General features: G+C 72.4%; 19 protein-coding genes. 15 read left to right on the top strand and 4 right to left on the bottom strand.

Features of this window, described 5'->3' with window-relative positions; translation table 11 throughout:
* Positions 1-58: 58 nt before the first annotated feature.
* Positions 59-562: a helix-turn-helix domain-containing protein gene (locus tag IO39_RS53435; RefSeq protein WP_084774230.1), complete on the top strand. Its 504-nt coding sequence runs from the start codon at positions 59-61 to the stop codon at positions 560-562.
* A gap of 366 nt (positions 563-928) precedes the next feature.
* Here IO39_RS53435 and IO39_RS38695 read toward each other — a convergent pair whose 3' ends face one another.
* Entirely contained in the window at positions 929-1,486 is a 558-nt protein-coding gene (locus IO39_RS38695) for an aldo/keto reductase (RefSeq protein WP_500690341.1), read from the bottom strand.
* Between the two features lie 257 nt (positions 1,487-1,743).
* Here IO39_RS38695 and IO39_RS38690 point away from each other — a divergent pair, with 257 nt between their 5' ends.
* The 6 genes from IO39_RS38690 (at position 1,744) to IO39_RS38670 (ending at position 11,252) form a co-directional block, all read left to right on the top strand.
* Positions 1,744-2,850 (top strand): sensor histidine kinase, encoded by a 1,107-nt coding sequence (locus IO39_RS38690; protein WP_157549544.1) that lies wholly within the window; start codon positions 1,744-1,746, stop codon positions 2,848-2,850.
* A 152-nt stretch (positions 2,851-3,002) separates the two neighbouring features.
* Positions 3,003-5,492 (top strand): class III lanthionine synthetase LanKC, encoded by a 2,490-nt coding sequence (lanKC, locus tag IO39_RS38685; protein WP_043634750.1) that lies wholly within the window; start codon positions 3,003-3,005, stop codon positions 5,490-5,492.
* 52 nt (positions 5,493-5,544) lie between these two features.
* Positions 5,545-5,676, top strand: coding sequence for a SapB/AmfS family lanthipeptide (locus tag IO39_RS55285; protein WP_103955008.1), 132 nt, complete (start codon positions 5,545-5,547; stop codon positions 5,674-5,676).
* A gap of 71 nt (positions 5,677-5,747) precedes the next feature.
* Positions 5,748-7,478 (top strand): ABC transporter ATP-binding protein, encoded by a 1,731-nt coding sequence (locus tag IO39_RS38680; RefSeq protein ID WP_043634747.1) that lies wholly within the window; start codon positions 5,748-5,750, stop codon positions 7,476-7,478.
* A gap of 19 nt (positions 7,479-7,497) precedes the next feature.
* A complete protein-coding gene (locus IO39_RS38675; RefSeq protein WP_084774228.1) occupies positions 7,498-9,198 on the top strand; it encodes an ATP-binding cassette domain-containing protein in 1,701 nt (566 codons plus the stop codon).
* Positions 9,195-11,252, top strand: a complete 2,058-nt coding sequence (locus tag IO39_RS38670) for a prolyl oligopeptidase family serine peptidase (RefSeq protein ID WP_063765427.1) — start codon at positions 9,195-9,197, stop codon at positions 11,250-11,252. Before IO39_RS38675 ends, IO39_RS38670 begins: the two co-directional genes overlap by 4 nt.
* Positions 11,253-11,326: 74 nt before the next feature.
* Here the strand turns inward: IO39_RS38670 and IO39_RS38665 are convergent, their stop codons facing one another.
* Entirely contained in the window at positions 11,327-11,932 is a 606-nt protein-coding gene (locus IO39_RS38665; RefSeq protein ID WP_043634744.1) for a response regulator transcription factor, read from the bottom strand.
* A gap of 132 nt (positions 11,933-12,064) precedes the next feature.
* Here IO39_RS38665 and IO39_RS38660 point away from each other — a divergent pair, with 132 nt between their 5' ends.
* Positions 12,065-12,553, top strand: a complete 489-nt coding sequence (locus IO39_RS38660) for a carboxymuconolactone decarboxylase family protein (protein ID WP_043634742.1) — start codon at positions 12,065-12,067, stop codon at positions 12,551-12,553.
* Here the strand turns inward: IO39_RS38660 and IO39_RS38655 are convergent.
* Positions 12,531-13,568 carry a zinc-dependent alcohol dehydrogenase family protein gene (locus IO39_RS38655; RefSeq protein WP_043634739.1) on the bottom strand — a complete coding sequence of 346 codons (1,038 nt, stop codon included), beginning with the start codon at positions 13,566-13,568 and terminating at the stop codon, positions 12,531-12,533. The genes IO39_RS38660 and IO39_RS38655 overlap by 23 nt on opposite strands.
* A 125-nt stretch (positions 13,569-13,693) precedes the next feature.
* Between IO39_RS38655 and IO39_RS38650 the strand changes: the two genes are divergently transcribed.
* Entirely contained in the window at positions 13,694-15,091 is a 1,398-nt protein-coding gene (locus tag IO39_RS38650; RefSeq protein ID WP_043634792.1) for a glutamate-cysteine ligase family protein, read from the top strand.
* A gap of 79 nt (positions 15,092-15,170) precedes the next feature.
* A complete protein-coding gene (locus IO39_RS38645) occupies positions 15,171-16,184 on the top strand; it encodes a hypothetical protein (protein WP_043634736.1) in 1,014 nt (337 codons plus the stop codon).
* Positions 16,185-16,249: 65 nt separating this feature from the next.
* On the opposite strand, the gene IO39_RS38640 is transcribed toward IO39_RS38645, so the two are convergent.
* Positions 16,250-16,969: a PaaX family transcriptional regulator C-terminal domain-containing protein gene (locus tag IO39_RS38640; protein WP_043634733.1), complete on the bottom strand. Its 720-nt coding sequence runs from the start codon at positions 16,967-16,969 to the stop codon at positions 16,250-16,252.
* A gap of 31 nt (positions 16,970-17,000) precedes the next feature.
* Here IO39_RS38640 and IO39_RS38635 point away from each other — a divergent pair, with 31 nt between their 5' ends.
* The 5 genes from IO39_RS38635 (at position 17,001) to ligD (ending at position 22,941) form a co-directional block, all read left to right on the top strand.
* A complete protein-coding gene (locus tag IO39_RS38635; protein ID WP_043634730.1) occupies positions 17,001-18,665 on the top strand; it encodes an acyl-CoA dehydrogenase family protein in 1,665 nt (554 codons plus the stop codon).
* A gap of 166 nt (positions 18,666-18,831) precedes the next feature.
* Positions 18,832-19,461: a type II toxin-antitoxin system toxin DNA ADP-ribosyl transferase DarT gene (gene darT / locus IO39_RS38630; protein WP_084774226.1), complete on the top strand. Its 630-nt coding sequence runs from the start codon at positions 18,832-18,834 to the stop codon at positions 19,459-19,461.
* 53 nt (positions 19,462-19,514) lie between these two features.
* Complete coding sequence (gene darG / locus IO39_RS38625; protein ID WP_043634726.1) at positions 19,515-20,570, top strand: type II toxin-antitoxin system antitoxin DNA ADP-ribosyl glycohydrolase DarG; 1,056 nt, start codon at positions 19,515-19,517, stop codon at positions 20,568-20,570.
* 209 nt (positions 20,571-20,779) lie between these two features.
* A complete protein-coding gene (locus tag IO39_RS38620; RefSeq protein WP_043634723.1) occupies positions 20,780-21,529 on the top strand; it encodes a crotonase/enoyl-CoA hydratase family protein in 750 nt (249 codons plus the stop codon).
* A gap of 209 nt (positions 21,530-21,738) precedes the next feature.
* Positions 21,739-22,941, top strand: a complete 1,203-nt coding sequence (gene ligD, locus IO39_RS38615) for a non-homologous end-joining DNA ligase (RefSeq protein WP_043634787.1) — start codon at positions 21,739-21,741, stop codon at positions 22,939-22,941.
* The last annotated feature ends 233 nt before the right edge of the window (positions 22,942-23,174 follow it).

The raw sequence follows: 23,174 nt of genomic DNA, 5'->3' as shown, positions 1-23,174 counted from the left end.
GCTTTCTCCATGTTTATTCCGTCGAGGAAGTGTCGGAGGCACCGCTTAACCTCGCTCCATGGTTTCCGTCCGGTCCCACTTGCGGCGTCTCAGGAGCGGCAAGATCGTTCGGGTTAGAGCCCACAAGCGACGCGGCCCCGCCGCTGCCGCTCCCGCGCCTACGGCCAGCTCCGATGCTGGTGGGTTTGGCTTCATCTGGCTTGTGTTGGCTGCCCTGATCGTCATTGGGCTCCTGTCAGGTGGAATCGCGACCTATGCGAACTCTTCACAGGTCGCTTCCGAGACGAACAAGACGTCACGGTCGGCAACTCCTCGTCCGTCCAGTCTCCCGCCGGGTCCTGAAGGAAGGCTGGCCGGCCAACTTCGTGACGCGCGAGAGAACGCGGGACTCTCGCAGAAAGAGGTCAGCGTGCGGACCGGAATCGGCCAATCGACGATCAACGACTTTGAGCGCGCACTGGCCGTTCCAAGCGCAGAGAGCATGCAGGAGCTTTCTTCCGTCTATGAACTCTCGCTCGACGAGTGGACCGCGCTCGTAGTCACCCGATCCGAGATTCGCTAGCAAGCAGGTCAGCCGCTGGTGCGGTGGGCCAGGGCTGAGGAACGAAGTCCTGGACCGTCGATCGCCCCCAGCCCGAAACCGAGATCAGCCCGGCTCTGGCGATCGTGAGGCCGCTCCGAAGTAAGGCGCTCCCGGCCTGTACACCTGACTGCGGGCGGCTTGGCCGCTCCCGCCGGGACCGGCTCCCAGGCCGCATGCCCGGCGGGGAGGGCGGCCGTCCTGCCGCCCGCGCGGCGGCGCGCAGCGCCGACGCCTTGACCCTGTAGAGAAAGTTGTCGCCGTCAGAGCACTTGCCGATCATGCATGGACACACGTACCTGGCTCAGTACCGGCAAAGGTGCAGGTCGGAGGATGAATATGGGACGATCATGCAGCTAGTGCAAGCCCATCCCTCATGCCGCATGAAGTGAAGTACTTGTTGTAGTGGGGCTGCATCGAGACGAACCTCGTCCAGCCGTTGCGCTCGGCGACGTGCTGCGCCTTGGCGAACTGCCAGGCCCACATGCTGGAGGCCCCCAGGTAGCGGGCCTTGCCCGCTTTGACCACGTCGTGCAGCGCCTCCATGGTCTCCTCGATGGGCGTCTCGTCGTCCCAGCGGTGGATCTGGTAGAGGTCCACGTAGTCCGTGCCGAGCCGCCGCAGCGAGGCGTCGATGGCGGCGTGGATGTGCTTGCGCGACAGCCCCCGGTCGTTGACGCCCCTGCCCATCGGGAAGTACACCTTCGTGGCCAGCACGTAGTCCTCCCGGCTGGGGAAGATCCCGCGCAGCACCTCGCCGGTCACGACCTCGCTCTCGCCCCCGCTGTAGTAGTCGGCGGTGTCGAAGAACGTCACTCCGGCCTCGGCCGCCCTGCGCACGAGGGGCTCCGCCCGGTCCCGGGTCAGCGCCCATTCCTGCCGGGCGGGGTCGCCGTAGCTCATCATGCCGAGGCAAACCCGCGAAACTTTCACACCTGATTTACCGAGCCGCGTGTAATCCATACCGCTCACCATATGGCCCGAATGCATGGTTAACCGAGTGGGCGGACGGGAAGTCAGGCGTGTCCAAAAGCGGAAACGACCTTTACACGGGCGATGCTGATCAGGTCGATTAGAGGAACGTTACAAACGGTGGGCGGCCGAGCGACGTGGCGGACCCGACGCATACCGGGGGTGAGGTGGAGGACACACACCGTGGACTGTTGTCCCGGGCGCGTGCCAAGCTCGACGATCTTTCATCTCCGCGCTGGGCGGGCCGGGCGGGCCTGGTGGCGGGGATCGCGGGGCTGTCCGTGGCGGTCCTGGCCGGGCTGGCCGGGGCGGGGAGGGTCGTCGAAGGGGCGGTGACGCTGCTCGTCCTGCTGGTGCTGCACGTGAAGTTCATCACCGAGACGCCGGCGCGCCGGGCCGGCTCGTGGTGGATCGTGGCCGTGCAGGCGTGGCTGACGTATCTGCCGCTGACGGTGTTCGGCGCGGCGTGGACCCCGGTCTGCGGGCTGCTGACGGGCGCGCTGCTGGTGATGGCGGGCCGGATCCGCTCCATCGTGCTGGTGCTGCTGGCGCTGGCCTGCGGGCCCGTGATGCTGGCCGCCCCCGACGCCACCATGATCGACCCGGTCTGGGCGCTGGCCGCGCCGCTGGCCGGCGTGGCCGAGTACGCCATCGTGAGCCTGGCCCGGCGGGCCGGGCAGCTCGCCGAGGCGCGCACCGAGGTCATGCGCAAGGCCGTCGTGCTGGAGCGCCGCCGCTTCACCCGCGACCTGCACGACCTGGTCGGGCACCGGCTCACGGTGCTGGTGCTGAAGGTGCAGCTCCTGGAGCGGCTGATCGCCGAGCGGGACCCCAAGGCGCGGGACGAGGTGAGCGAGACGCTGGAGCTGCTGCGCGTGCTCTCCTCCGACGTGCGGGCCGTGGCCCACGGCCTGCGCAGCTCCTCGCTGGCGGCCGAGCTGGGCTCGGCGCGCTCGCTGCTGGAGTCGGCGCGGGTGCGCTGCCAGATCAGGGTGGCCTGCCGCGACCTGCCGCACGAGGTGGAGGAGGCCCTCACGCACGCCCTGCGCGAGGGCGTGACGAACGTGCTGCGGCACGCCGAGGCCCGCCAGTGCTCGGTGCACCTGCTGGAACGTGACCAGATGGTGCGCCTGACGATCAGGAACGACGGGGTGCGCCCGCCGCGCCGCCCGGGAGACGCCGGCCAGGGCCTGCTCAACCTGGCCGAGCGCGTCTCCGGCCTGGGGGGCTGGCTGGAGGCCACCTCGTCCAGGACCGGGCAGTTCACCTTCAGCGTGTACGTGCCGCACAAGAAATGACCGCATGAAAAAATGACACGGCGCCCGGTGAATAGTGAGGACGTCACAAATGGCTGTTACATAGGCACGTAATTTGGCTGCACAATGTGACTAGCCGGATCGGCGCCCGGGGCGGCAGGCTCTAAGCACACCGCCCCGGAGGTCCCCGCCAGATGGACAAGTACGAGCTCTATTGCCTTGTTGACCCGTGTTTCTACGACACGCTGGAGCACAGCACGGCCGACGACGCCGACTTTCCCATTCTGCGCAGGCCGGTGCCCGCCGGCTGGTCCACCGCCCTCACCGACACCTGGTGCTATTACGCCCCCGGCGACACGCCGCCCCTTCCCATGCAGGGCTGGAAAATCCACGTCTCCGCCCGCGTGGAGGACGCCGAGAAGGCCATCGAGGCCGTCTGGGACTACTGCATGCCGCGCGGCATCGCCTTCAAGTTCCTGCGCGGCCTGCCGGTGCTGGTCATGGTGAACTCCAAGGCCGCCTCCCGGGCCTCCAGCGGCAAGTTGGTCACCATTTACCCGAGGGACGAGGCGCAGCTCGAACTCGTGCTCAAGGAGCTCGACGAGTTACTCCGCGACGTGCGCGGGCCGTACATTCTCAGCGATCTGCGCTACAACGCCGGACCCCTGTTCGTGCGCTACGGCGGCTTCGCCGAGCGGCACTGTCTCTCCCCCTCCGGCGAGCGGGTGCTGGCCGTCATCGACGGCGACGGCCGGCTCGTGCCCGACGTGCGCGGGGCCACGTTCTCGGTGCCGCCGTGGACGACGCTGCCCGCCTTCCTGGAGCCGCAGCTCGCCGCGCGTAACGCCGTGACGACGGCCGGCCTGCCGTACACGATCGAGAGCGTCCTGCACTTCTCCAACGGCGGCGGCGTCTATCTGGGGCGCGACCAGCGCACCGGCGAGCGGGTGGTGCTGAAGGAGGCCAGGCCGCACGCCGGGCTCGACGCCGCCGGCCGCGACGCCGTCGCCCGCGTCGAGCACGAGCGCGACGTGCTCGAACGCCTGTCGGGCCTGTCCGCCGCCCCCGAGCCGCGCGGCTACTTCACGCTCGGCGAGCACCACTTCCTCGTGCAGGAGTTCGTGGACGGCACCCCGCTCCAGCGGCGGCTGGTGCACCGCTACCCGCTGACCCGCGCCACCTGCACCGAGCAGGACCTGGCCGAGTACACCTCCTGGGCCGTCGAGACCCTGGACACCGTGACGCGGGCGGTCGCCTCGCTGCACGAGCGCGGGGTCGTCTTCGGCGACCTGCACCCCGACAACATCCTGCTCGCCGACGACGGCCGGGTGGCGCTGATCGACTACGAGGTCGCCACGCTCGCCGACGAACGCGCCCGCGCCGCGCTCGCGCACCCCGCCTTCGCCGCCCCCGCCGACCGGCAGGGCGTGGACGTGGACCGGTACGCGCTGGCCTGCCTGCGCCTGGGCCTGTTCGCGCCGCAGTGCACGATCATGCTGCCGCTGCACCGGGCCAAGGTCGTGCACCTCGGGGAGATCGTCAAGGAGACGTTCCCGGTGCCCGCCGATCTGATCGACGACGCCGTGGCCACCATCATGGGCGGCCCCGCCCCGGCCGCGTACGACGCCGGCGTGCCCATGCCGGGCGAGGCGGGCTGGCCGGAGCTGCGCGACGCCATGGCCCGGGCCATCACGGCCGCCGCCACGCCCGAGCGCGACGACCGGCTCTTCCCCGGCGACGTGGCCCAGTTCCAGCCGGGCGGCGGGCTCAACCTCGCCCACGGCGCGGCCGGCGTGCTGTTCGCCCTGGCCCGCGCCGGGCTCGGCCCCTACCCCGAGTACGAACGCTGGTTACGCGACCGCGCGCTGCGCCCCGTACGCGGCTCCGGCCTGGGCCTGTACGACGGGCTGCACGGCATCGCGTACGTGCTGGGCCTGCTCGGCCACCAGGACGACGCCCAGGAGCTGATCGCGGCGTGCCTGCGCGAGAAGTGGGACCGCCTGGAGTCGGCCCTGCTGTCCGGCCTGTCCGGCATCGGCCTCAACCTGCTCCACTTCGGCCACACCGGCCAGGCCCTGCGCGCGGTGGACATCTGCGCCGAGCGGCTCGACGCCACCGTGCCCGAGATCAGCGGCGGGACCAACCCGCGCGCCGGGCTCATGCACGGCTCCTCCGGGCCCGCGCTGCTGTTCCTGCACGCCTACGAGCACACCGGCGACCCGGCCCTGCTCGACCTGGCGGCCACCGCGCTCCGGCAGGACCTGCGGCGCTGCCGCCACGCCGAGGACGGCTCGCTCCAGGTGAACCAGGGGTGGCGGCTGCTGCCGTACCTGGACGAGGGGTCGGCCGGGATCGCGCTGGTGCTGGAGCGCTACCTGCGGCACCGGCACGACGACGAGCTGGCCACCGCCCTGACCGAGCTGCGGCTGGCCGGGCGCGCGGGCTTCTTCGTCCAGGCGGGCCTGTTCACCGGGCGCGCCGGGCTCATCGCGGCACGGGCGGGCGACGTGCCGGCACTGGTGAAGGGGCTGCGGTGGCACGCGCTGCCGTACGCCGGGGGACTGGCCTTCCCCGGCGACCAGCTCCTTCGCCTGTCCATGGATTTCGCGACCGGAACGGCCGGCGTGCTCTTCGCCCTCGCCTCGGCGATGGGCGACGAACCCTGCCCACTGCCGTTCCTGTAGGCCGCACCCGAGCGGCCTGCCCCCGACAACACCACGGAAGGAGGTGCACGACATGGTACTTCTCGACCTGCAGGGTCTTGAGGCTCCCGCGGCCAGCGACGTGGCCAGCGGCGGCAGCACGCTGACCGTTCTCTCTTGCCACTCCGGCAAGCCCAGCAACCTCAGTGTCGCTCTCTGCCACTGATATGCGATGAACCCCGTCCCCGCGCCGTCTCCGTCACGGCGCGGGGACGTCACAAGCTGAGGAGGCGCGGCGTGCGGGAAGCGGATCGCCTCGTGATCGGCGCGGTGCGGCGCGGCGGCCCATGGCCCGTCGTCCTGGCCGTCACGGCCGTCGTCGGAGCGGCAGGGGAGCTGGCGCTCCCGTACCTGATCGGCCGCACCGTCGACGCCTTCGTGGCGAATCCGCCGGGCGGCACCCCCTGGCTGACCCTCTGCGTGTGCGCGGTCGCCGCCGTCATGCTCTGCGAGAGCCTCGGCGTGTGGGCGCGCGGCGCCAGCGGCGCGCACGCCGCCGCCACCCTCCGCTCCGGCCTGCTGCGGCACGTGCTCGGCAGCGGTTCCGCGGCCACCCGCCGCTTTCCCGAAGGCGAGCTCGTCACCCGCGCCGGCCTGAACACCGAGGAGGTCGGCAGAGCGCCGGAGACGGTGACCAGCGCGCTCGCCCTCGTCGTGCCCACGGTGGGCGCGCTGGTCGCGCTCACGCTCATCGCCCCCGTCCTGACGCTGACGCTCGGGGCGGGCATCGTCGTCATCCTGCTCGTCCTGCGGGCGTTCCTGCGCCGCACGACCGCCATCGCCGGCGGCTACCAGGAGCTGCAGGGGGAGATCGCCGCCCGGCTCGTGGAGGCGCTGGCCGGCGCGCGCACGATCGCCGCGGCCGGCACGGCCGGCAGGGAGGCGCGGCGCGTGCTCGCGCCGCTGCCCGAGCTGCGCGCGCACGGGATGGAGCTGTGGCGGGCCAACGCCTCGGCCGCCGTCCGGTCGGGGCTGGTCGTGCCGCTGCTGGAGGTGGCCGTCCTCGCCGTGGGCGGCTTCATGCTCGCCGCCGGCCAGCTCACCGTCGGGGAGCTGTACGCCGCCGCCCGCTACGCGGTGCTCGGCGCCGCGCTCAGCACCGCCCTCGGCCACGTCAGCGGCCTGGCCAGGGCGCGGGCCGCGGCCGGCCGGGTGGCCGAGGTGCTCGCCGTGCCGCCCGTCGCGCACGGCACCCGCACCCTTCCGCCCGTTCCGCCCGAGACGGCCGCACCACCCGGGACGGTCCCGCCGCCCGAGACGGCCGCACCGCACAAGTCGGTCCCGCCGCACCAGCCGGGCGCCCTGGAGTTCCGTGACGTCGCCGTGAACGGCCTGACCGTGGGCGACCTCACGATCCCCGGCGGCTCGGTGACGGCTGTGGTCGGACGGTCGGGGGCGGGCAAATCGCTGCTCGCCGCGCTCGCCGGGCGGCTGGTCGACCCCGACCGCGGGGCGGTGCTGCTCGACGGCGTCCCGCTCCCCGAGCTGACCGAAGAGGAGCTGCGACGGGCCATCGGGTACGCCTTCGAACGCCCGGTCCTGGTCGGCGAGACGATCGGCGACGCCATCGGGCCGGAGCCCGCGGGAGCGGCCGGGGACGCGTGCGCGGACGCGTTCATCCGGCGGCTCCCGCTCGGCTACGACACCCCGCTCGCCGAAGCCCCCATGTCCGGCGGCGAACGCCAGCGGATCGGCCTGGCCAGGGCGTTCGCCCAGGGGGAGCGGCTGCTGGTGCTCGACGACGCCACCTCCAGCCTCGACACCGTGACCGAACGCCAGGTCGGCCGGGCCCTGACCACCGACCCGCGCGGCCGCACCCGGCTGATCGCGGCCCACCGGCTCGCCACCGCCGCCCGCGCCGACCAGGTCGTCTGGCTGGAGGACGGCAAGGTCCGCGCCCGCGGGCCCCACCAGGAGCTGTGGCAGGACCCCGCCTACCGCCGGGTCTTCCAGGTGAACGCCCAATGAGCATCCAGGGGGCTGCGTCATGACCATGCGCGGGGCCGCCGTGCGCCCGCTCGTCCGCGCGCTGCGGCGCGAGCCGCGCCACCTCGTCAAGCTCGGGCTGTGGTCGGTGCTGGAGGCGGCGCCCGCCTTCCTCATCGGCCTGGCCGTGGCCCGCTCCATCGAGGACGGGTTCGCCCGGGCCGAACCGCTCACCGGGCTCGCCTGGCTGGCGGCGCTCGGCCTGGCCTGGCTGGTCGGGGCCGTGGCCGCGCGGCAGGTCGTGCTGGCCGTGGCGGCGGTGGCGGAGCCGTTCAGGGACGACCTCATGACGCACGTCGTGGAGGGCGCCCTGCGGGTGGAGGGCGGCCGCGACAGCGCCGCCGTGGCCCGGGCGGGGCTCCAGGTCGAGCTGGCCAGGGACGCCTTCGCCGCCGTGGTCACCACCGTGCGCGGGTTCGTGTTCACCGTGGTCAGCGTGGTGCTGGGGCTGGCGACGCTGGCGCCGGAGACGCTGGTGCTGGTGCTGCCGCCGTTCCTGGCCGGGCTCGGGCTGTTCCTGCTCTCGCTGCCCGCGCTGGCGCGCCGGCAGCGCGCGTACCTGGTGGCCGACGAGCGGCTGGCCGAGGCCATGACCGAGGTGGCCGGCGGGCTGCGCGACATCGAGGCGTGCGGCCTGCGGGAGCGGGTGGCGGGGCGGCTGGGGCTGCGGGTCGGGGCGCAGGCCGCCGCCGCGCGCGGGGTCGCCCGGGTCACCGCCGCCCGCACGTTCGCGCTGGCCGCCGGAGGGTGGCTGCCCGTCGTCCTGGTGCTGGCCGGCGCGCCGTGGCTGCTGGAGCGCGGCGTCGGCGCCGGAGTGATCGTCGGGACGCTGGCGTACGTCACCCAGTCGCTGGCGCCCGCGCTGGGCGGGCTCGTCCAGGGGCTCGGGGTCAGCGGCGTCCGGCTCGCGGTCTCGCTCGGCCGCATCCTGGACATGGCCCCGCCCGCCCCCGAGGACCGGCCCCGCGTCCGGCCGCCCGCCTGCGACGTGCGGCTCGACGGCGTCACCTTCGCCTACGGGCCGCACTCCGCGCCCGTCGTCGAGGGCCTGGACCTCGTCGTGCCCGAGGGCGACCACCTGGCGGTCGTGGGGCCCAGCGGGGCGGGCAAGTCCACGCTCGCCGCCCTGGTCAGCGGCCTGCTGCGGCCCGGCGAGGGAGAGGTGCTGGTGGGCGGCGTGCCCGCCGACCGGCTCGACCCCGCCGCCCGGGTGCTGATCCCGCAGGAGGCGTACGTCTTCCGCGGCACCCTGCTGGAGAACCTGCTCTACCACGCCCCGTCCCAGGAGGCCGGGCAGGACCTGACGCGGGTGGACGCGGCGGTCGAGGCCGTCGGCGCCGCCCGCCTGGTGGCCGAACTGGGCGGATACGGAGCGCGGGTCGAGCCGGGCGCCCTCTCGGCCGGGCAGCGGCAGCTCGTCGCCCTCGTACGCGCCTACCTGGCCCCCGCCTCCCTCGTCATCCTCGACGAGGCCACCTGTCACCTCGACCCGGCCGCCGAGGCCAGGGCCGAGGCCGCGTTCGCGCGCCGGGGCGGCACGCTCATCGTGATCGCCCACCGCCTCACCTCCGCCCTGCGCGCCCGCCGCATCCTCCTCATGGACGGCACCCAGGTCGCCGTCGGCACCCATGACGAGCTGGTGCGGAACTCCCCTCTGTACGCCGACCTGGCAGGCCACTGGCACCCGGAGCCCGTGTCATGAGATTTCCAGACAGCTATCCGCCCGCCGAACGCCTTCCCCTCACCGACCGCCGCCACGGCCACGAGATCGACGATCCGTACCGCTGGCTGGAGGACCCCAGCGACCCCCGCACCCAGGACTGGCTGAAGGCCCAGGACCGGTTGTGGCGCGACAGCGCGGCCCGGCTGCCCCGGCGCGCCTCGTTCCTGGCCCGGCTGACCGAGCTGCGGGAGACCGGCCTGGTGACCCCGCCCGCCTGGCGCGGCGGCCGGCGCTTCCACCTGCGCCAGTCCACCTCCCAGGAACACCCGGTGCTCTGCTGCGACGACCGCGTCGTGCTGGACCCCATGGAGCTCGACCCCACCGGGCTGACCACGCTCGACGACTGGCAGCCCGACCTGGAAGGACGGCGGCTGGCGTACCAGATCTCGCGCAGCGGCGACGAGAAGGCGGACCTGTACGTCCTCGACGTGGCCACCGGCTCGCTGGTGGACGGGCCGATCGGCGGCTGCCGCTACTCGGCGGTCGCCTGGCTGCCCGGCGGCGAGGCGTTCTACTACGTGCGCTTCCAGCAGGGCGTGTTCCTGCACCGGATCGGCTCGCACGACGCCGACGTGCCCGTGTTCGTGGGGGGCCGCATCTCCTACGGCGTGCAGATCAGCCCCGACGGCCGCTGGCTGACGATCTCGTCCGGCACCGCGTCGGGCAGCTCGCTCTGGCTGGCCGACCTGGCTCGCCGCGACCCGGCCGACCCGCGGCCCCGGCCCGTGCAGGAGGGCTCGCACGCCCGCACGGCCGGCGCGGTGGCCTGTGACGGCCGCCTGTACCTGCTCACCGACCGCGACGCCCCGCGCCGCCGGCTCTGCGTGGCCGACCCGGAGACGCCCACCGCGTGGCGGGAGCTGATCCCGGAGGACAAGGAGGCGGTGCTGGGGGCGTTCACGCTGCTCGACGGGGACAGGCTGCTGGTGTCCAGGACCCGCCACGCGGTCGGCGAGATCGTCATCCACCACGCCCGCACCGGCGAGCGGCTGGGCACGGTGCCGCTGCCCGGCAGCGGCACGATCGCCTCGCTCACCTCGCGCCCCGAGGGCGGCCCCGAGGCGTGGTTCACCTACACCGACGCCGTCACCCCGCCCGAGATCTGGCGGTACGACGCCCGCACCGACGCCACCACGCGCTGGTCCGCCGCACCCGGCCGGGTCACCCTGCCCGACGTGCGCAGCCACCACATCGAGTACGCCTCCGCCGACGGCACCCCCATCCGCATGGTCGTGGTCGCGCAGCCGTCCGACGGCGGCCCGCGCCCGACGATCCTCAGCGGCTACGGCGGCTTCGGCATCCCCCTCATGCCCGGCTACGCCGCCGACTCGCTGGCCTGGGTCGAGGCGGGCGGCGTGCTGGCCATCGCCAACCTGCGCGGGGGCGGCGAGGAGGGCGAGGCGTGGCACCGGGACGGCATGCTGGAGCGCAAGCAGAACGTCTTCGACGACTTCGTGGCCGCCGCCGAGAAGCTCATCGCCGACGGCTGGACCACGCCGTCACAACTCGGCGTCTGGGGCGAGTCGAACGGCGGCCTGCTCGTCGGCGCCGCGCTGACCCAGCGGCCCGACCTGTTCGCCGCCGTGGTGTGCTCGGCCGGGCTGCTCGACATGGCCCGCTACCACCTCAGCGGCCTGGGCCCCTCCTGGACCGGCGAGTACGGCGACCCCGAGGACCCGCAGGCCCTGGCCTGGCTGCTGGACTACTCGCCCTACCACCACGTGCGCAAGGGCACCGACTACCCGGCGACGCTGTTCACGGTCTCGGCGGCCGACACGCGGGTGGACCCGATGCACGCCCGCAAGATGTGTGCCGCGCTGCAGTGGGCGACCGGCGGGGACCGGCCGATCCTGCTGCGGCACGAGCCGGACGTGGGCCACGGGGCCCGCGCGGTCAGCCGCTCGGTCGGCCTGGCCGCCGACGTGCTGGCCTTCCTGTCCGCCCACACGACCCGATCCCGCCCGCCCGAGACCGCGACCCGATCTTGCCCGCCCGAGGCCCCGGCCCGACCCCGCCCGCCCGATGCGGGCTGATCCGGCTCGCCCGGTCCCCGGTCCCGCGCGCGGGACCGGGGACCGGAAGCGGCCCGGGTCGCGGGCCCCGCGGGTCAGATCCAGCCCGACTCCCGGGCGATGCGGATGGCGTCGATCCTGCTGCGCGCGCCCAGCTTGGCCGAGGTTCTGGACAGGTAGTTACGGACCGTCCCCTCGGCCAGGTATAACGAGGCCGCGATCTCCCCGATCGACGCCCCGTCCGCCGCGGCCCCGATCACGTCCAGCTCGCGCGGCGTCAGCGGCGCCTCCGCCGGGCGCATCGCCGCGATCGCCAGCTCGGAGTCGATGACCCGCTCGCCCTCGGCCACCCTGCGGATGCCGTCGGCCAGCCGCCCCGGCGGCGCGTCCTTGGCCATGAACCCGCGCACGTGCACGTCGAGCGCCTTTTTCAGCAGCCCAGGAGTGCCCACGCCGGTCAGGATGAGCACCCCGCATTCGGGCATCTTCTCGTGCAGCTCGCCGGCGGCCTCCAGCCCGTCTTTTCCGGGGAGCGCGATGTCGATCACCGCGACGTCGGGGCGGCAGGCGTTCGCCGCGGCCAGAATACGGTCGCCCCTTTCGACCTCGGCCACGACCTCGATGTCCTCCTCATAGGCCAGCAGGGCCACGAGCGCCCCTCGTACCAGGTTCATGTCCTCAGCGAGCAACGTTCGAATCACCGTGCGTCCTTGCGGTCGGCCTGGCTTGCAACGTTTGCGGGCCCCTTAATCCTGCCGTATTGACCCAATCATGAAAAGGACCTGTATTTAGGCGTCAAGCCCTAATCGACCGATGGGGAGCTGCTGGCGACCATGAGACCCCGGGTACGACCCCTTCCTCCTGAAGAATGGGACGACTTCACGGCGGCCCATCCGTACAACGTGTGCACCACCCTGGCCCGCCACCCAGGCATCTACCCCGCGTGGCGGCACTACACCGGCGCGCTGCTGGACGGCACGCTGCCCGCCCGCGACCGGGAGCTGGCCATCCTGCGCACCGCCCACCACTGCGACAGCGCCTACGCCTGGGCCCGCCACGCCCGCCGGGCGCGCGAGGCCGGTCTGACCGAGCAGGAGATCGAGCTGGTGCGCCGGCCCGACGCCCTGTGGTCGGTCGAGGACCAGCTCGTCCTCCAGGTCGCCGACGACCTCTATTACGGCGGCGACCTGACGGACGCGACGTGGGCGGCGCTGTGCGACCGCTATGACGTGGCGGGCCGGATCGAGCTGGTCATGCTCGTCGCCCACTACGGCACGATGGCGATGGTGCTCAGGACGCTCAGGGTGCAACTCGAGGAGTGATCATCGTGACGCCCGGCACCGAGCCGATCGCGGCCAGCGCCTTGCCGGCGTCGGCGAGCCCGATCGTGCGGGTGACGAGCTGGTCGGGATGCAGGACCCCGGCCCTGATCAGCTCCAGCATCGGCGGGTAGGCGTGCGCGGCCATGCCGTGGCTGCCCAGCAGCCGCAGCTCGTGGCCGATCACCCGGTCCATCGGCACCGGCGTCGGCCCGCCCGGCAGCAGCCCGACCTGGACGTGCCGGCCCCGGCGGCGCAGGCTCTCCACCGAGGCGGCGCAGGTCTGCGGGCTGCCCAGCGCGTCGATGGAGACGTGCGCGCCGCCCCTGGTCAGCTCCCGCACCTGGGCCGCGGCGTCGCCGGCCGAGCCGTTGACGAAGTGCGTGGCCCCGGCCAGCTCCGCCAGGTGCAGCGCGTCGCCGCTGATGTCGACGGCCACCACCCTGGCCCCGGCCGCCGTCGCGATCATCACGGCCGACAGGCCCACGCCGCCGCAGCCGTGCACGGCCACCCACTCGCCGGGGCGTACCTCGCCGACCTGGGCCACGGCGCGGAAGGCGGTGGCGAAGCGGCAGCCGAGCCCGGCGGCGGTGACGTAGGCCATGTCCTCCGGGACGGAGATCAGGTTCACGTCGGCGTGGTCGATGGCGACGTACTCGGCGAAGGAGCCCCAGTGGGTGAAGCCCGGCTGCGTCTGCCGCTCGCAGACCTGCTGGTCGCCGGTGGCGCAGGCGGCGCAGCCGCCGCAGGCGCAGATGAACGGGACGGTCACCCGCGCCCCCGGCCGCCAGCCGCGCACGTCGGAGCCGACCGCCTCGACCATGCCCGCCAGCTCGTGGCCGGGCACGTGGGGCAGGACCTTGATGTCGGGGTCGTGCCCCTGCCAGCCGTGCCAGTCGGAGCGGCACAGGCCGGTCGCCTCGACGCGGATCACCGCCCCGTGCGGGGCGGGGGCAGGGTCGGGCAGCTCGCGTACGTCGAGCTCACCGCCGAAGATGTCAAAGGCAACCGCGCGCATCTCATGAGCTTAGGGTCAATTGCCGCAGCTCGCGCAAGGCCCGCCGGGAGGGCGCCCCCGGGCAGGGTGGCGGCCCGTTCGCCGGTGACGCGTTCAAATCTTGGAAAACGGGACAGATGGTGGTGATGGGAAGAGATCTGGATAAAGAGCGATTTACTGAGGCGGAGTACGCCCGCTTCGGGGAGCGCATCCAGGAGCAGCTGGGCGTGCTGCGGGAGCTGCTCGACACCCCCGGCTTCGGCCAGGGTCCGGTCACGATCGGGGCCGAGCTGGAGCTGTTCCTGATCGACGAGGACGGCCGGCCGCTGCCGCGCAACAGCGAGGTGCGGGAGTCGCTGGACGACCCCCGCGTGGTGCTGGAGCTGGGCCGGTACAACATAGAGGTGAACCTGACCCCGCTGCCCCTGGCGGGCAGCCCCTTCGCGGCCATGGCCGCCGAGGTGCAGGAGACGATGACCAAGGTGGACGGCGCGGTCGAGGGCGGGGGCGCGCTGCCCATCGGCATCCTGCCCACGCTCGACACCGAGGACTTCACACGGGGCGCGATGAGCGACCAGAACCGCTACCGGGCCATGAGCAGGGGCATCAGGCGGCTGCGGCTGGAACCGTTCCTGGTCAAGATCGACGACCTGGAGCTGTCGGTGGAGGACGTGATCCTCGAAAGCGCCAACACCTCCTGGCAGGTGCACATCCGCACCCCGCCCGAGCGCTTCGCCCGGCTGTTCAACGCCGCGCAGCTCGCCATCGGGCCGGTGCTGGCGGCGTGCGGCAACTCGCCGTTCTTCCTGGGGCGCGAGTTGTGGGAGGAGACGCGCATCGCGCTGATGGAGGAGGCCGCCGACGACCGCGACGTGCAGCGGCGCGAGCGCAGGGACGGGCGGGTGACGTTCGGCTCCGACTGGGTGCGGGAGGGGGCGCACGAGCTGTTCGAACGGTACGTCCGCGACTACGACCCCATCGTGCCCGACCTCACCGAGGGCGCCGCCCGGCACGAGGTGCCCGAGCTGCGGCTGCACCAGGGCACGATCTGGCAGTGGAACCGCCCCGTCTACGACCCCGCCGACGGCGGCCACCTGCGCATCGAGCTGCGCGCGCTGCCCGCCGGGCCCTCGTGCGCGGACATGGCGGCGAACACGGCCTTCCTGCTCGGGCTCACGTTGTCGCAGGCCGAGCGGGACCTGACGGGCTACCGGTTCGCGACGGCGTACCAGAACTTCTACCGCGCGGCCATGCACGGGCTGGACGCCAAGCTCTCCTGGCCGGGCATGGACGGCGAGCACGAGGCCGCCGAGCTGGTGCTGTCCCTGCTGCCCCTGGCGCGGGAAGGGCTGCTCAAGGCGGGGGTCACGCCGCACGACGCCGACCGCTCGCTGGAGGTCATCGCGCAGCGCACCCGGCTGCGGCGCACCGGCTCGGCCTGGCAGCGCGAGGCGCTGGCGCGCTTCGGCGGCGACCGGCGGCGGCTGGTCCGGCGCTACCGCGAGCTGGCGCTCTCCGGTACGCCCGTGTATTTGTGGAAATGAAAGGCCAACCAGGCTCCGCCCTGTTCCGTCAAACTGGTCAAGAGACGGAAAAGGTGAGGAAGACATGGCGGAAACGGGGATGGTTCCGACCGATACGGCGGCCTTTGTCCTTAATCGGGCGACGGGCGACCTGGCGGAAGGGGCGGCCAAGCTGGCGGAAGAGGTCGGGAGCACGTCCGTCGAGGCGCTGCTGGCGCAGGCCAACCGGACCGGCAAGAACAAGGGGGCGGGCGCGGCGATGGGCTCCATGCGCCCGAAGCCGGTCCAGTGGTACGCCTTCGACGACAAGGACCAGGAGACCACCGACTGGTATCCACAGGGCCTGACCGGCAGCGAGGACTCCGGGGCCATCGGCGTGCCGGCGTTCATCGTGAGCTGGTACTACAAGCCCCAGGGGGGCGAGCGGGGCATCAGGGTGTCGTTCCTGAGCCCCAAGTCCCTGAGATATCAGCACGCGCTGCTGGTCCTGGCCAAGCCGGACGGCTCGTTCGGGCCGATCGACATCCACGCGGGCGGCATCGCCTGCTTCGGCGACCTGCTCTACGTCGCCGACACCAAGCGGGGGCTGCGCGTCTTCGACCTCAACAACCTGCTCGACCTGCGCACCACCCAGAGGGACCTGGGCGAGGGCGGGCGCGTCGGGCGGCACGGCGGCAGGCTGCACGCCTTCGGCTACCGCTACATCATCCCCCAGACCGACTTCTGGCAGGTGGAGCGGGAGGGGCGGCACTTCTCCTTCGTCTCCGTCGACCGCAGCGGCGACACGCCGAAGCTCATCACCGGCGAGTACACCGACCGCGAGCCCGACGCCTGGGTCGGGCGGTGGAAGCTCGACATGGAGGGCGGGGCGCCCGATGACGCCTTCATCATGGGGCACCCCAAGATCCAGGGCGCGATGTCGTACGACGGGCGGTGGTACCTGAGCCAGTCGGCCGGCTCCACCAACAACGGCAAGCTGCTGGTGTACGCGGACGGCAAGCCCGCCCCCCGGCCCTTCCCGATCGGGCCCGAGGACCTGACCGTGCAGGACGGCAAACTGTGGAGCGTCAGCGAGTACCCCGGCAAGCGCACGGTCTTCGGCGTCAGCCTCTGAGGACGCGCGGGCTCCGCGGCGGGGGTGGTGGCCTCTGAGGTGCTCCTGCGGCACGGCGGGAGGCGTCAGCCTCTGAGATGCTCCTGCAGCACCTCTCGGTAGCGGCGGTCGAAGTCGTCGTAGCGCTCGCGCAGCTCGCGGCCCGGCCAGTCGCCGGGCAGCAGCTCGCCGGGCAGCAGCGGATCGGCCAGGAGGTGGCGCAGCACGGCGGCCGAGACGAGGAAGCCCTCGGCCAGCCCCTCCGCCCGGTCCAGGGCCCGCTCCAGCCGCCGCGCCTCGGCCGCCCAGCCGTCCAGGTCCCACAGCAGGGGAGTGGGGTCGTCGTGCGGGCGGCCGTCGATCAGCGTGCACTGCGCGGTGACGATCTCGGGCCAGTCGCGCACCAGGTTCGCCGGCCGCAGCCAGGTGCCCTCGCGCAGCTCGGCCAGGCGCAGCGTGCCCATCGTGTGCCGGAGGGCGGCCCGGTCTGCGGGGGCGCGCCGCTCGGCGGTGACCACCGCCACCTCCCAGGTGCCGTCCCACGGCCGGGTGTGCGGGTCGCGGCTCTCGTCCTGCCTGGCCTGGCGCGCGACGAGCCGCTCCGACAGCGTGTAGTGGCCGCCGGCCTGCAGCAGGTCGCCGGCCGCGACCATCCGCGACAGCGCCACCCTGACCGTGCCCTCGGCGATGCCGAACAACGCGCCGATGCGCACCAGGTGGCGGGCGGACAGGCGGGGCGGGTGGCTGCCCAGCAGCGCGCTCAGCACGGCCGACCGCGCGCTCAACGTGTTGTTACGCTCTTCCATCGCGTGTCGAGTATATGTAACACTCGCGGGTATGGGCCGGTACCTCATCGAACCGTTCGACCGCGGGGACCGCGGTGACCGTTACGCCACCGAGCGCTACCAGGGCGCGGCCGGACGCAACTGGTGGCGCTGCGACCCCACGCTCCGCCTGCTCATGCGGCGGCACCTGGGCGACGGCTTCGCCTGGGCGGAGCCGCACCTCGACCGGCTCGGCGCGCTGATGGGCGGCCTCGTCGCCGAATGCGCCGAGGAGACCGACCGCAACCCGCCGCGGCTGGAGAAGTACGACAAGTGGGGCAGAGACGTCAGCGCGGTCGTCATGCCGCCGTCGTTCCACGCCGCCCGGCGGGCGCTGATGGCCGACAACTTCACCTCGCCGTCCTTCGCCGGCCAGGCCCGCGCGAACGGGGCGGACCCGGCCGCGCTGGGCGCCGCGTGGACGTACCTGCTCGACCAGGCCGACATCGGGATGGGCTGCGCGCTCGGCACGGGCGGTGGCATGGTGGTCTCGCTCGCCGAGAAGCACGCGCCCGCGGACGTGCGCGACCGGGTGCGCGAGATCTTCGCCGACGGCTTCTACTCGGGCGAGGCCGCGCAGCTGTTCACCGAACGCAGCGGCGGCTCCGACCTGGCCGCGCTGGAGACCGAGGCGGCCCCGGCCGGCGACGCGTGGCTGCTGACCGGCGTCAAGTGGTTCGCCTCCAACGCCAACGGCTCGGCCTTCGTCGTGCTGGCCAGGATGCCGGGCGGGGCGGTGGCGCCGTTCCTGGTGCTGTGGGAGCGGCGTGACGGCAGCCGCAACGGCGTGCGCATCCGCCGCCTCAAGGACAAACTCGGCACCAGGTCCGTCGCCTCGGCCGAGGTCGAGCTGACCGGCGCCGAGGCGTTCCTGCTGGCGGGGGAGGGCTCCGGCTCGGGGCTCGGCACCATGATGAAGCTCACCAACGCCTCCCGGCTCGGCGTGGCCATGATGGGCCTCGGCGTGGCCAGGCGGGCGCTGACCGAGTCGATCTGCTACGCCCGCGCCCGCGAGGCGTTCGGCCGGCCGCTCGTCGAGCAGCCGCTGATGCGCCGCAAGCTCGCCGAGCTGATCGTCGAGGTCGAGGCCGCGCAGGCGATGGTCTTCGACGGGCACCTCGGGCCCCGGCTGCGCCTCACGCCCGCCCTGATCAAGCTGCGCGCCGCCCGCCTCGGCCTGACCGCCGCCAGCGACGCGATCGAGGTGCACGGCGGCAACGGCTACATCGAGCAGTGGCCGGTGGCCAGGCTGCTGCGCGACGCCCAGGTCAACCCGATCTGGGAGGGCGGCGACAACATCCTCTGCCTCGACGTGCGGCGCGCCATCCTCAAGGAACGCGCCCACCTGCCCTTCCTCGACCACCTGCGCGCGCTGGCCACCTCCGGCCTGGTGCGCGCCCGCGTCGACGACCTCGCCAAGGCCGTCGAGGCGTGGTCGGGGCTGGCGCCGGCGACGGCCGAGGCGCGGCTGTACCCGCTGGCGCAGTTCATGGCCGACGTCTACGCCGCCGCGCTGCTGGAGGACCAGGCCACCTGGGGTCTCGACGACGACCGCAAGGCACTCGTGGCCCGCCTCTACGCCGACTCCCACCTCACCGACCCGGGCCCCCTGCGCGGCATCGACCGCCCCTCCGAGGACCCCCTCGACACTCTCCTCGCGGGAGCGGCCACGCTCTGACCTCAGGTGACCGACGCGTCGGCGATTGTGCTATCGGCGGTGACCGGATCGGCGCGTTGCCGGGTACCTCGGTGGTGGCGGTGAAGACGAACTCGGGCGCAGCGAGATCGCCAGAACCGGAGAAGGCGACCAGTAGGGGTTATCGGCACGGCTATGCTCCTGCTCGATGATGGACACGCACGATCCGTGGTTGCTGCATTTCACTCACGTGGACAATCTGGCGAGTGTTGTCCAGACTGGGCTGGTGGCCGACACTCGCCGGCCACCACTGTCCGTAGAGTGCGCCGAGCCGGGGATCAAGGAACTCCGGCGGGCACGACCGGTTCCCAGGGGACCGATGGGCGTGGTCGCTGACTACGTGCCCTTCTACTTCGCCCCGCGCTCTCCCATGCTGTTCAGGATCAACAGCGGTGGGGTGCGCGGCTACGGAGCGGGACAAACACCCTTGGTCTACCTTGTGACCAGACTCTCCGCCATCGTGGCTCTGAACTTGCCCTGGGTGGCGAGTGATCGAAATGCGGCCCTGGCAACGGCTCGATTCGCCACCGAGCGGGATGAACTGCTCGCCCATATAGATTGGGCGCTCATGCGGGCGGAATACTGGGCCAACACGGACGAGGACGGGTCCCGGATGCAACGTCGGATGGCTGAGCTGCTGGTCCATGAGCATGTGCCGTGGGCCGTCTTTTCCCACGTGTACACACAGAATGAGTCCTTGGCCGATACCGTGCGCAAGATCGTCGCTGCTCGGGAACGTCCCGTCGTGGCGGCGCGGGCGCACTGGTACTTCTCGTGACTTTGGAAACTGTGTTCGATGGGCAATAATGAAGGCCAAGGGGGTGAAGTGAATTGATCACGGAAGTCAGCGGCAACTTGTTGCGGGATGACGCTCAGGCACTTGTCAACACGGTCAACCTGGTCGGTGTCATGGGCAAGGGCATCGCGCTTCAGTTCAAGAGGGCGTTTCCGGATGTCTTCACCGCCTACGCCGAAGCTTGCGCCCGTGGCGAACTACGACCCGGAAGGATCTTTCCGGTGCGGATCGAGGGCACTGATCGCTGGGTGCTCAACTTTCCGACGAAACGTCATTGGCGGCAGCGCTCCCGCCTCGATGACATCGTCGCCGGGCTTGACGACCTGGCGGCCCTTCTGGTTGATCTCAAGATCCAGGCCGTTGCCGTGCCTCCCCTCGGTTGTGGGAACGGCGGGTTGCAATGGTCCGTCGTGCGGCCGCTGATCTTCGAGAAGCTCGGTGGTCTCGACCTGGACGTCCGCGTCTACGTTCCAGGAACACCGCATCCCCAGGACATGGTGACGGGGGTGGAGCGGCCTCCGCTCACGCTGGATCGAAGTCGGTTGATCTCAGCCTTGTCCAGATACGTGACTCTCGCCTTCGAGTCGGGTGTGTCCATGATGCCCCGCCTGTCCCTGCTGGAGGCGCACAAGGTTCCCTACCTTGTGCAGTGTGCGGGGCTGGATCTGGGGTTGCGCTTCACACCGCATCTCTACGGCCCATTCTCTCCTGGGCTCAACCGAGAGCTGGCGGCGATGGAAGGCCACTATCTCCTCGGGTACGGGGATGGCACGTTGGGCGCCAGAGCCGTCATGGAGATTCAGCCAGAGGCAGCCGCTGCCGCGGAGTCGGCAGTTGCCGACGATGTCGCATTCCAGCAGGCGTGGGAAGTGGTCCGTCGTGCCGTCGTGGGATATGAGTATCCCGAGGGCATGGAGCTGCTTGCCAGCGTTCAGTTTCTGGCCATGAAGTCGGCGGAGGCCACTGATCCTGGCGCCCTGGTGAGGGAGATGGCCGCGTGGAGCCCCCGGAAGCAGCGGATCTTCACCCCTGGCGACATCGGAGGTGCCTTCACCCGCCTGCACGAGGCCGGCCTGCTTGTGAGCCGATAGATCGACGTAGTCAGCTGACGTGAGCATGTCAGGGCTGGGTGCCTGGTCTTTCGGTGGCTACTACGCAGCCATGGCTGAGTCCGCAACGAATCCTGCCTTATCTGGTAGCGCATAATTCACATCGCCGGTCGCTGGCCCCGGTCCGGGCATCGACGTACGCTCAGCACGTTCCCCGAGGTGAACCCGCACGTTTCCCCGAGGAGGGTCGCATGACCGTACGCGTGGAGCGCCAGGGGCCGGTCGTCACCGTGGTGATCAGCCGGCCGGAGGCGCGCAACGCCGTCGATCGCAAGACCGCCGACGCGCTGGCCGAGGCGTTCCTCGGCTTCGAGGCGTCCGACGCGGCCGTCGCCGTGTTGTGGGGCGAGGGCGGCACGTTCTGCGCCGGCGCCGATCTCAAGGCGCTCGACAACCACGTCGGCGAGGAGGGCGACGGGCCGATGGGGCCGAGCCGGCTGCGCCTGACCAAGCCGGTCGTCGCCGCCGTCGCCGGGCACGCCGTGGCCGGCGGGCTGGAGCTGGCGCTCTGGTGCGACCTGCGGGTGGCCGAGGAGGACGCGGTGTTCGGGGTGTTCTGCCGGCGGTGGGGCGTGCCGCTCATCGACGGCGGCACCGTACGGCTGCCGCGGCTCATCGGCTCCTCCAGGGCCATGGACATGATCCTCACCGGGCGGCCCGTCGAGGCGCCGGAGGCGTACGCGTGGGGGCTGGTCAACCGGCTCGTGCCCACCGGCGCCGCGCGGCGGCACGCCGAGTCGCTGGCCGGGGAGATCGCCCGGTTCCCGCAGGCGTGCCTGCGCGGCGACCGGATGTCGGCGCTGGAGCAGGACGGGCTGGAGGAGGCCGCGGCCATGCGGAACGAGCTGCGGCACGGGCTGGTGTCGCTGCCCGACGCCTCGGAGGGCGCCGCCAGGTTCGCCGCCGGCGCTGGCCGCCACGGCTCCTTCCGGGACCCGTAAGGGGGAGACGGGTCCGGGTTCGCGACGGGCGTGGGGGCTTCCGGGGCTCGTAGGGAGGAGAAGGGTCCGGGTTCGCGGCGGGCGTGGGCGGCTTCCGGGGCTCGCCGGCAGGGGCCCGCCGTCCGGGCCGGGTCCTGGCCGGCGGGCGCGTTCCAGGGGCCGGACGCGGTTGCCGGAGGTTGTCGGTCGGCCCGCGTATCGTGACCTACATGCCTGACATCATCGAGGTCGCCGGGCGTGAGGTCCGCATCACCAGCCCCGACAAGGTGGTCTTCCCACGGTCCGGGCACACCAAGCTCGACCTGCTCCGGTTCTACCGGGCCGTCGGCGAGGCGGCGCTGCGCGGCGTGCACGGGCGGCCGATGGTGCTCAAGCGGTTCGTGCACGGCATCGAGCAGGAGGCGTTCTTCCAGAAGCGGGCCCCGGCCAAGCGGCCCGACTGGATCGAGGTGGCCGAGCTGAAATACCGGTCGGGGCTGAGCGCGGAAGAGGTGGTCTGCACCGACCTGGCGCAGGTGTTGTGGGTGGTCAACCTGGGCTGCGTCGATCTCAACCCGCACCCGGTGCGCTCCGACGACCTGTCCAGGCCCGACGAGCTGCGCATCGACCTCGATCCGGTGCCCGGCGTCGCGTGGGCCGACGTGCTGCGCACGGCGCAGGTGGCGCGCGAGGTGCTGGCCCACCACGGGCTGGTCGCCTGGCCCAAGACGTCCGGCTCGCGCGGCTTCCACGTCTACGCCCGCATCGAGCGGCGCTGGCCGTTCGCGAAGGTCCGCAAGGCGGCCGAGACGGTGGCGCGCGAGGTGGAGCGGCGCGCGCCCGATCTGGCCACCAGCCGGTGGTGGAAGGAGGAGCGGCACGGCGTGTTCGTGGACTTCAACCAGAACGCCTACGACCGCACCGTGGCCTCCGCCTACTCGGTCAGGGCCGTGCCCGACGCCCGCGTGTCCACCCCGCTGACCTGGGACGAGGTGCCGGACTGCGATCCGGGGGCGTTCACGATCGACACCGTGCCGGCGCGGCTGGCCGAGCGCGGCGACCCGTGGGAGGACATGGACCTGCACCCCGGCTCGCTCGACGGGCTGCTGGAGCTGGCCGAGGAGCTGGGGCCCGCGCCGAAGCCGCCCAAGGGCAGCGGCCGCAGGCAGCAGACGATGCCGGTGATCGAGATCGCCAGGGCCGAGCACAAGGACGAGGCGATGGCGGGGTTCGAGCGGTGGAAGGGCCGCCACCCGGAGGCCGCGGCCCGGCTGGAGCCCGCCGACGTGCTGGTGGACGGGATGCGGGGGCGCAGCAGCGTGTGGTATCGCGTCCGGGTCAACCTCCAGCACGTGCCCGAGGAGGAGCGCCCGCCGCAGGAGCCCCTGGAGGTCGACTACGACCCCTGGGGCCGCGCCGGCGACCACTCCTGACCCACCGCCCGGCCAGGATCGGGCCACCGCGTCCCGCTGCCGGGCCACCGCGTCCCGCGGCCGGGCCACCGCGTCCCGCGGCCGGGCCACCGCCCGGGCGGCCCGGGCGGTGGCGGGCGTCGGGCCTGTGCGCGGGCGGCGGGTCCCGTGTGCGGGGGTCGGGCCCGTGTGCGGGGGTCGGGCCCGTGTTCGGGGGTCGGGCCTGTGCGGGGGTCGAGCCTGTGCGCGGGCGG

The sequence above is a fragment of the Nonomuraea candida genome (genome assembly GCF_000725485.1).
Taxonomy (GTDB): Bacteria; Actinomycetota; Actinomycetes; order Streptosporangiales; family Streptosporangiaceae; genus Nonomuraea; species Nonomuraea candida.
Note: the sequence above shows the minus strand (reverse complement) of the source record. Positions and strands in the feature narration are given on the sequence as shown.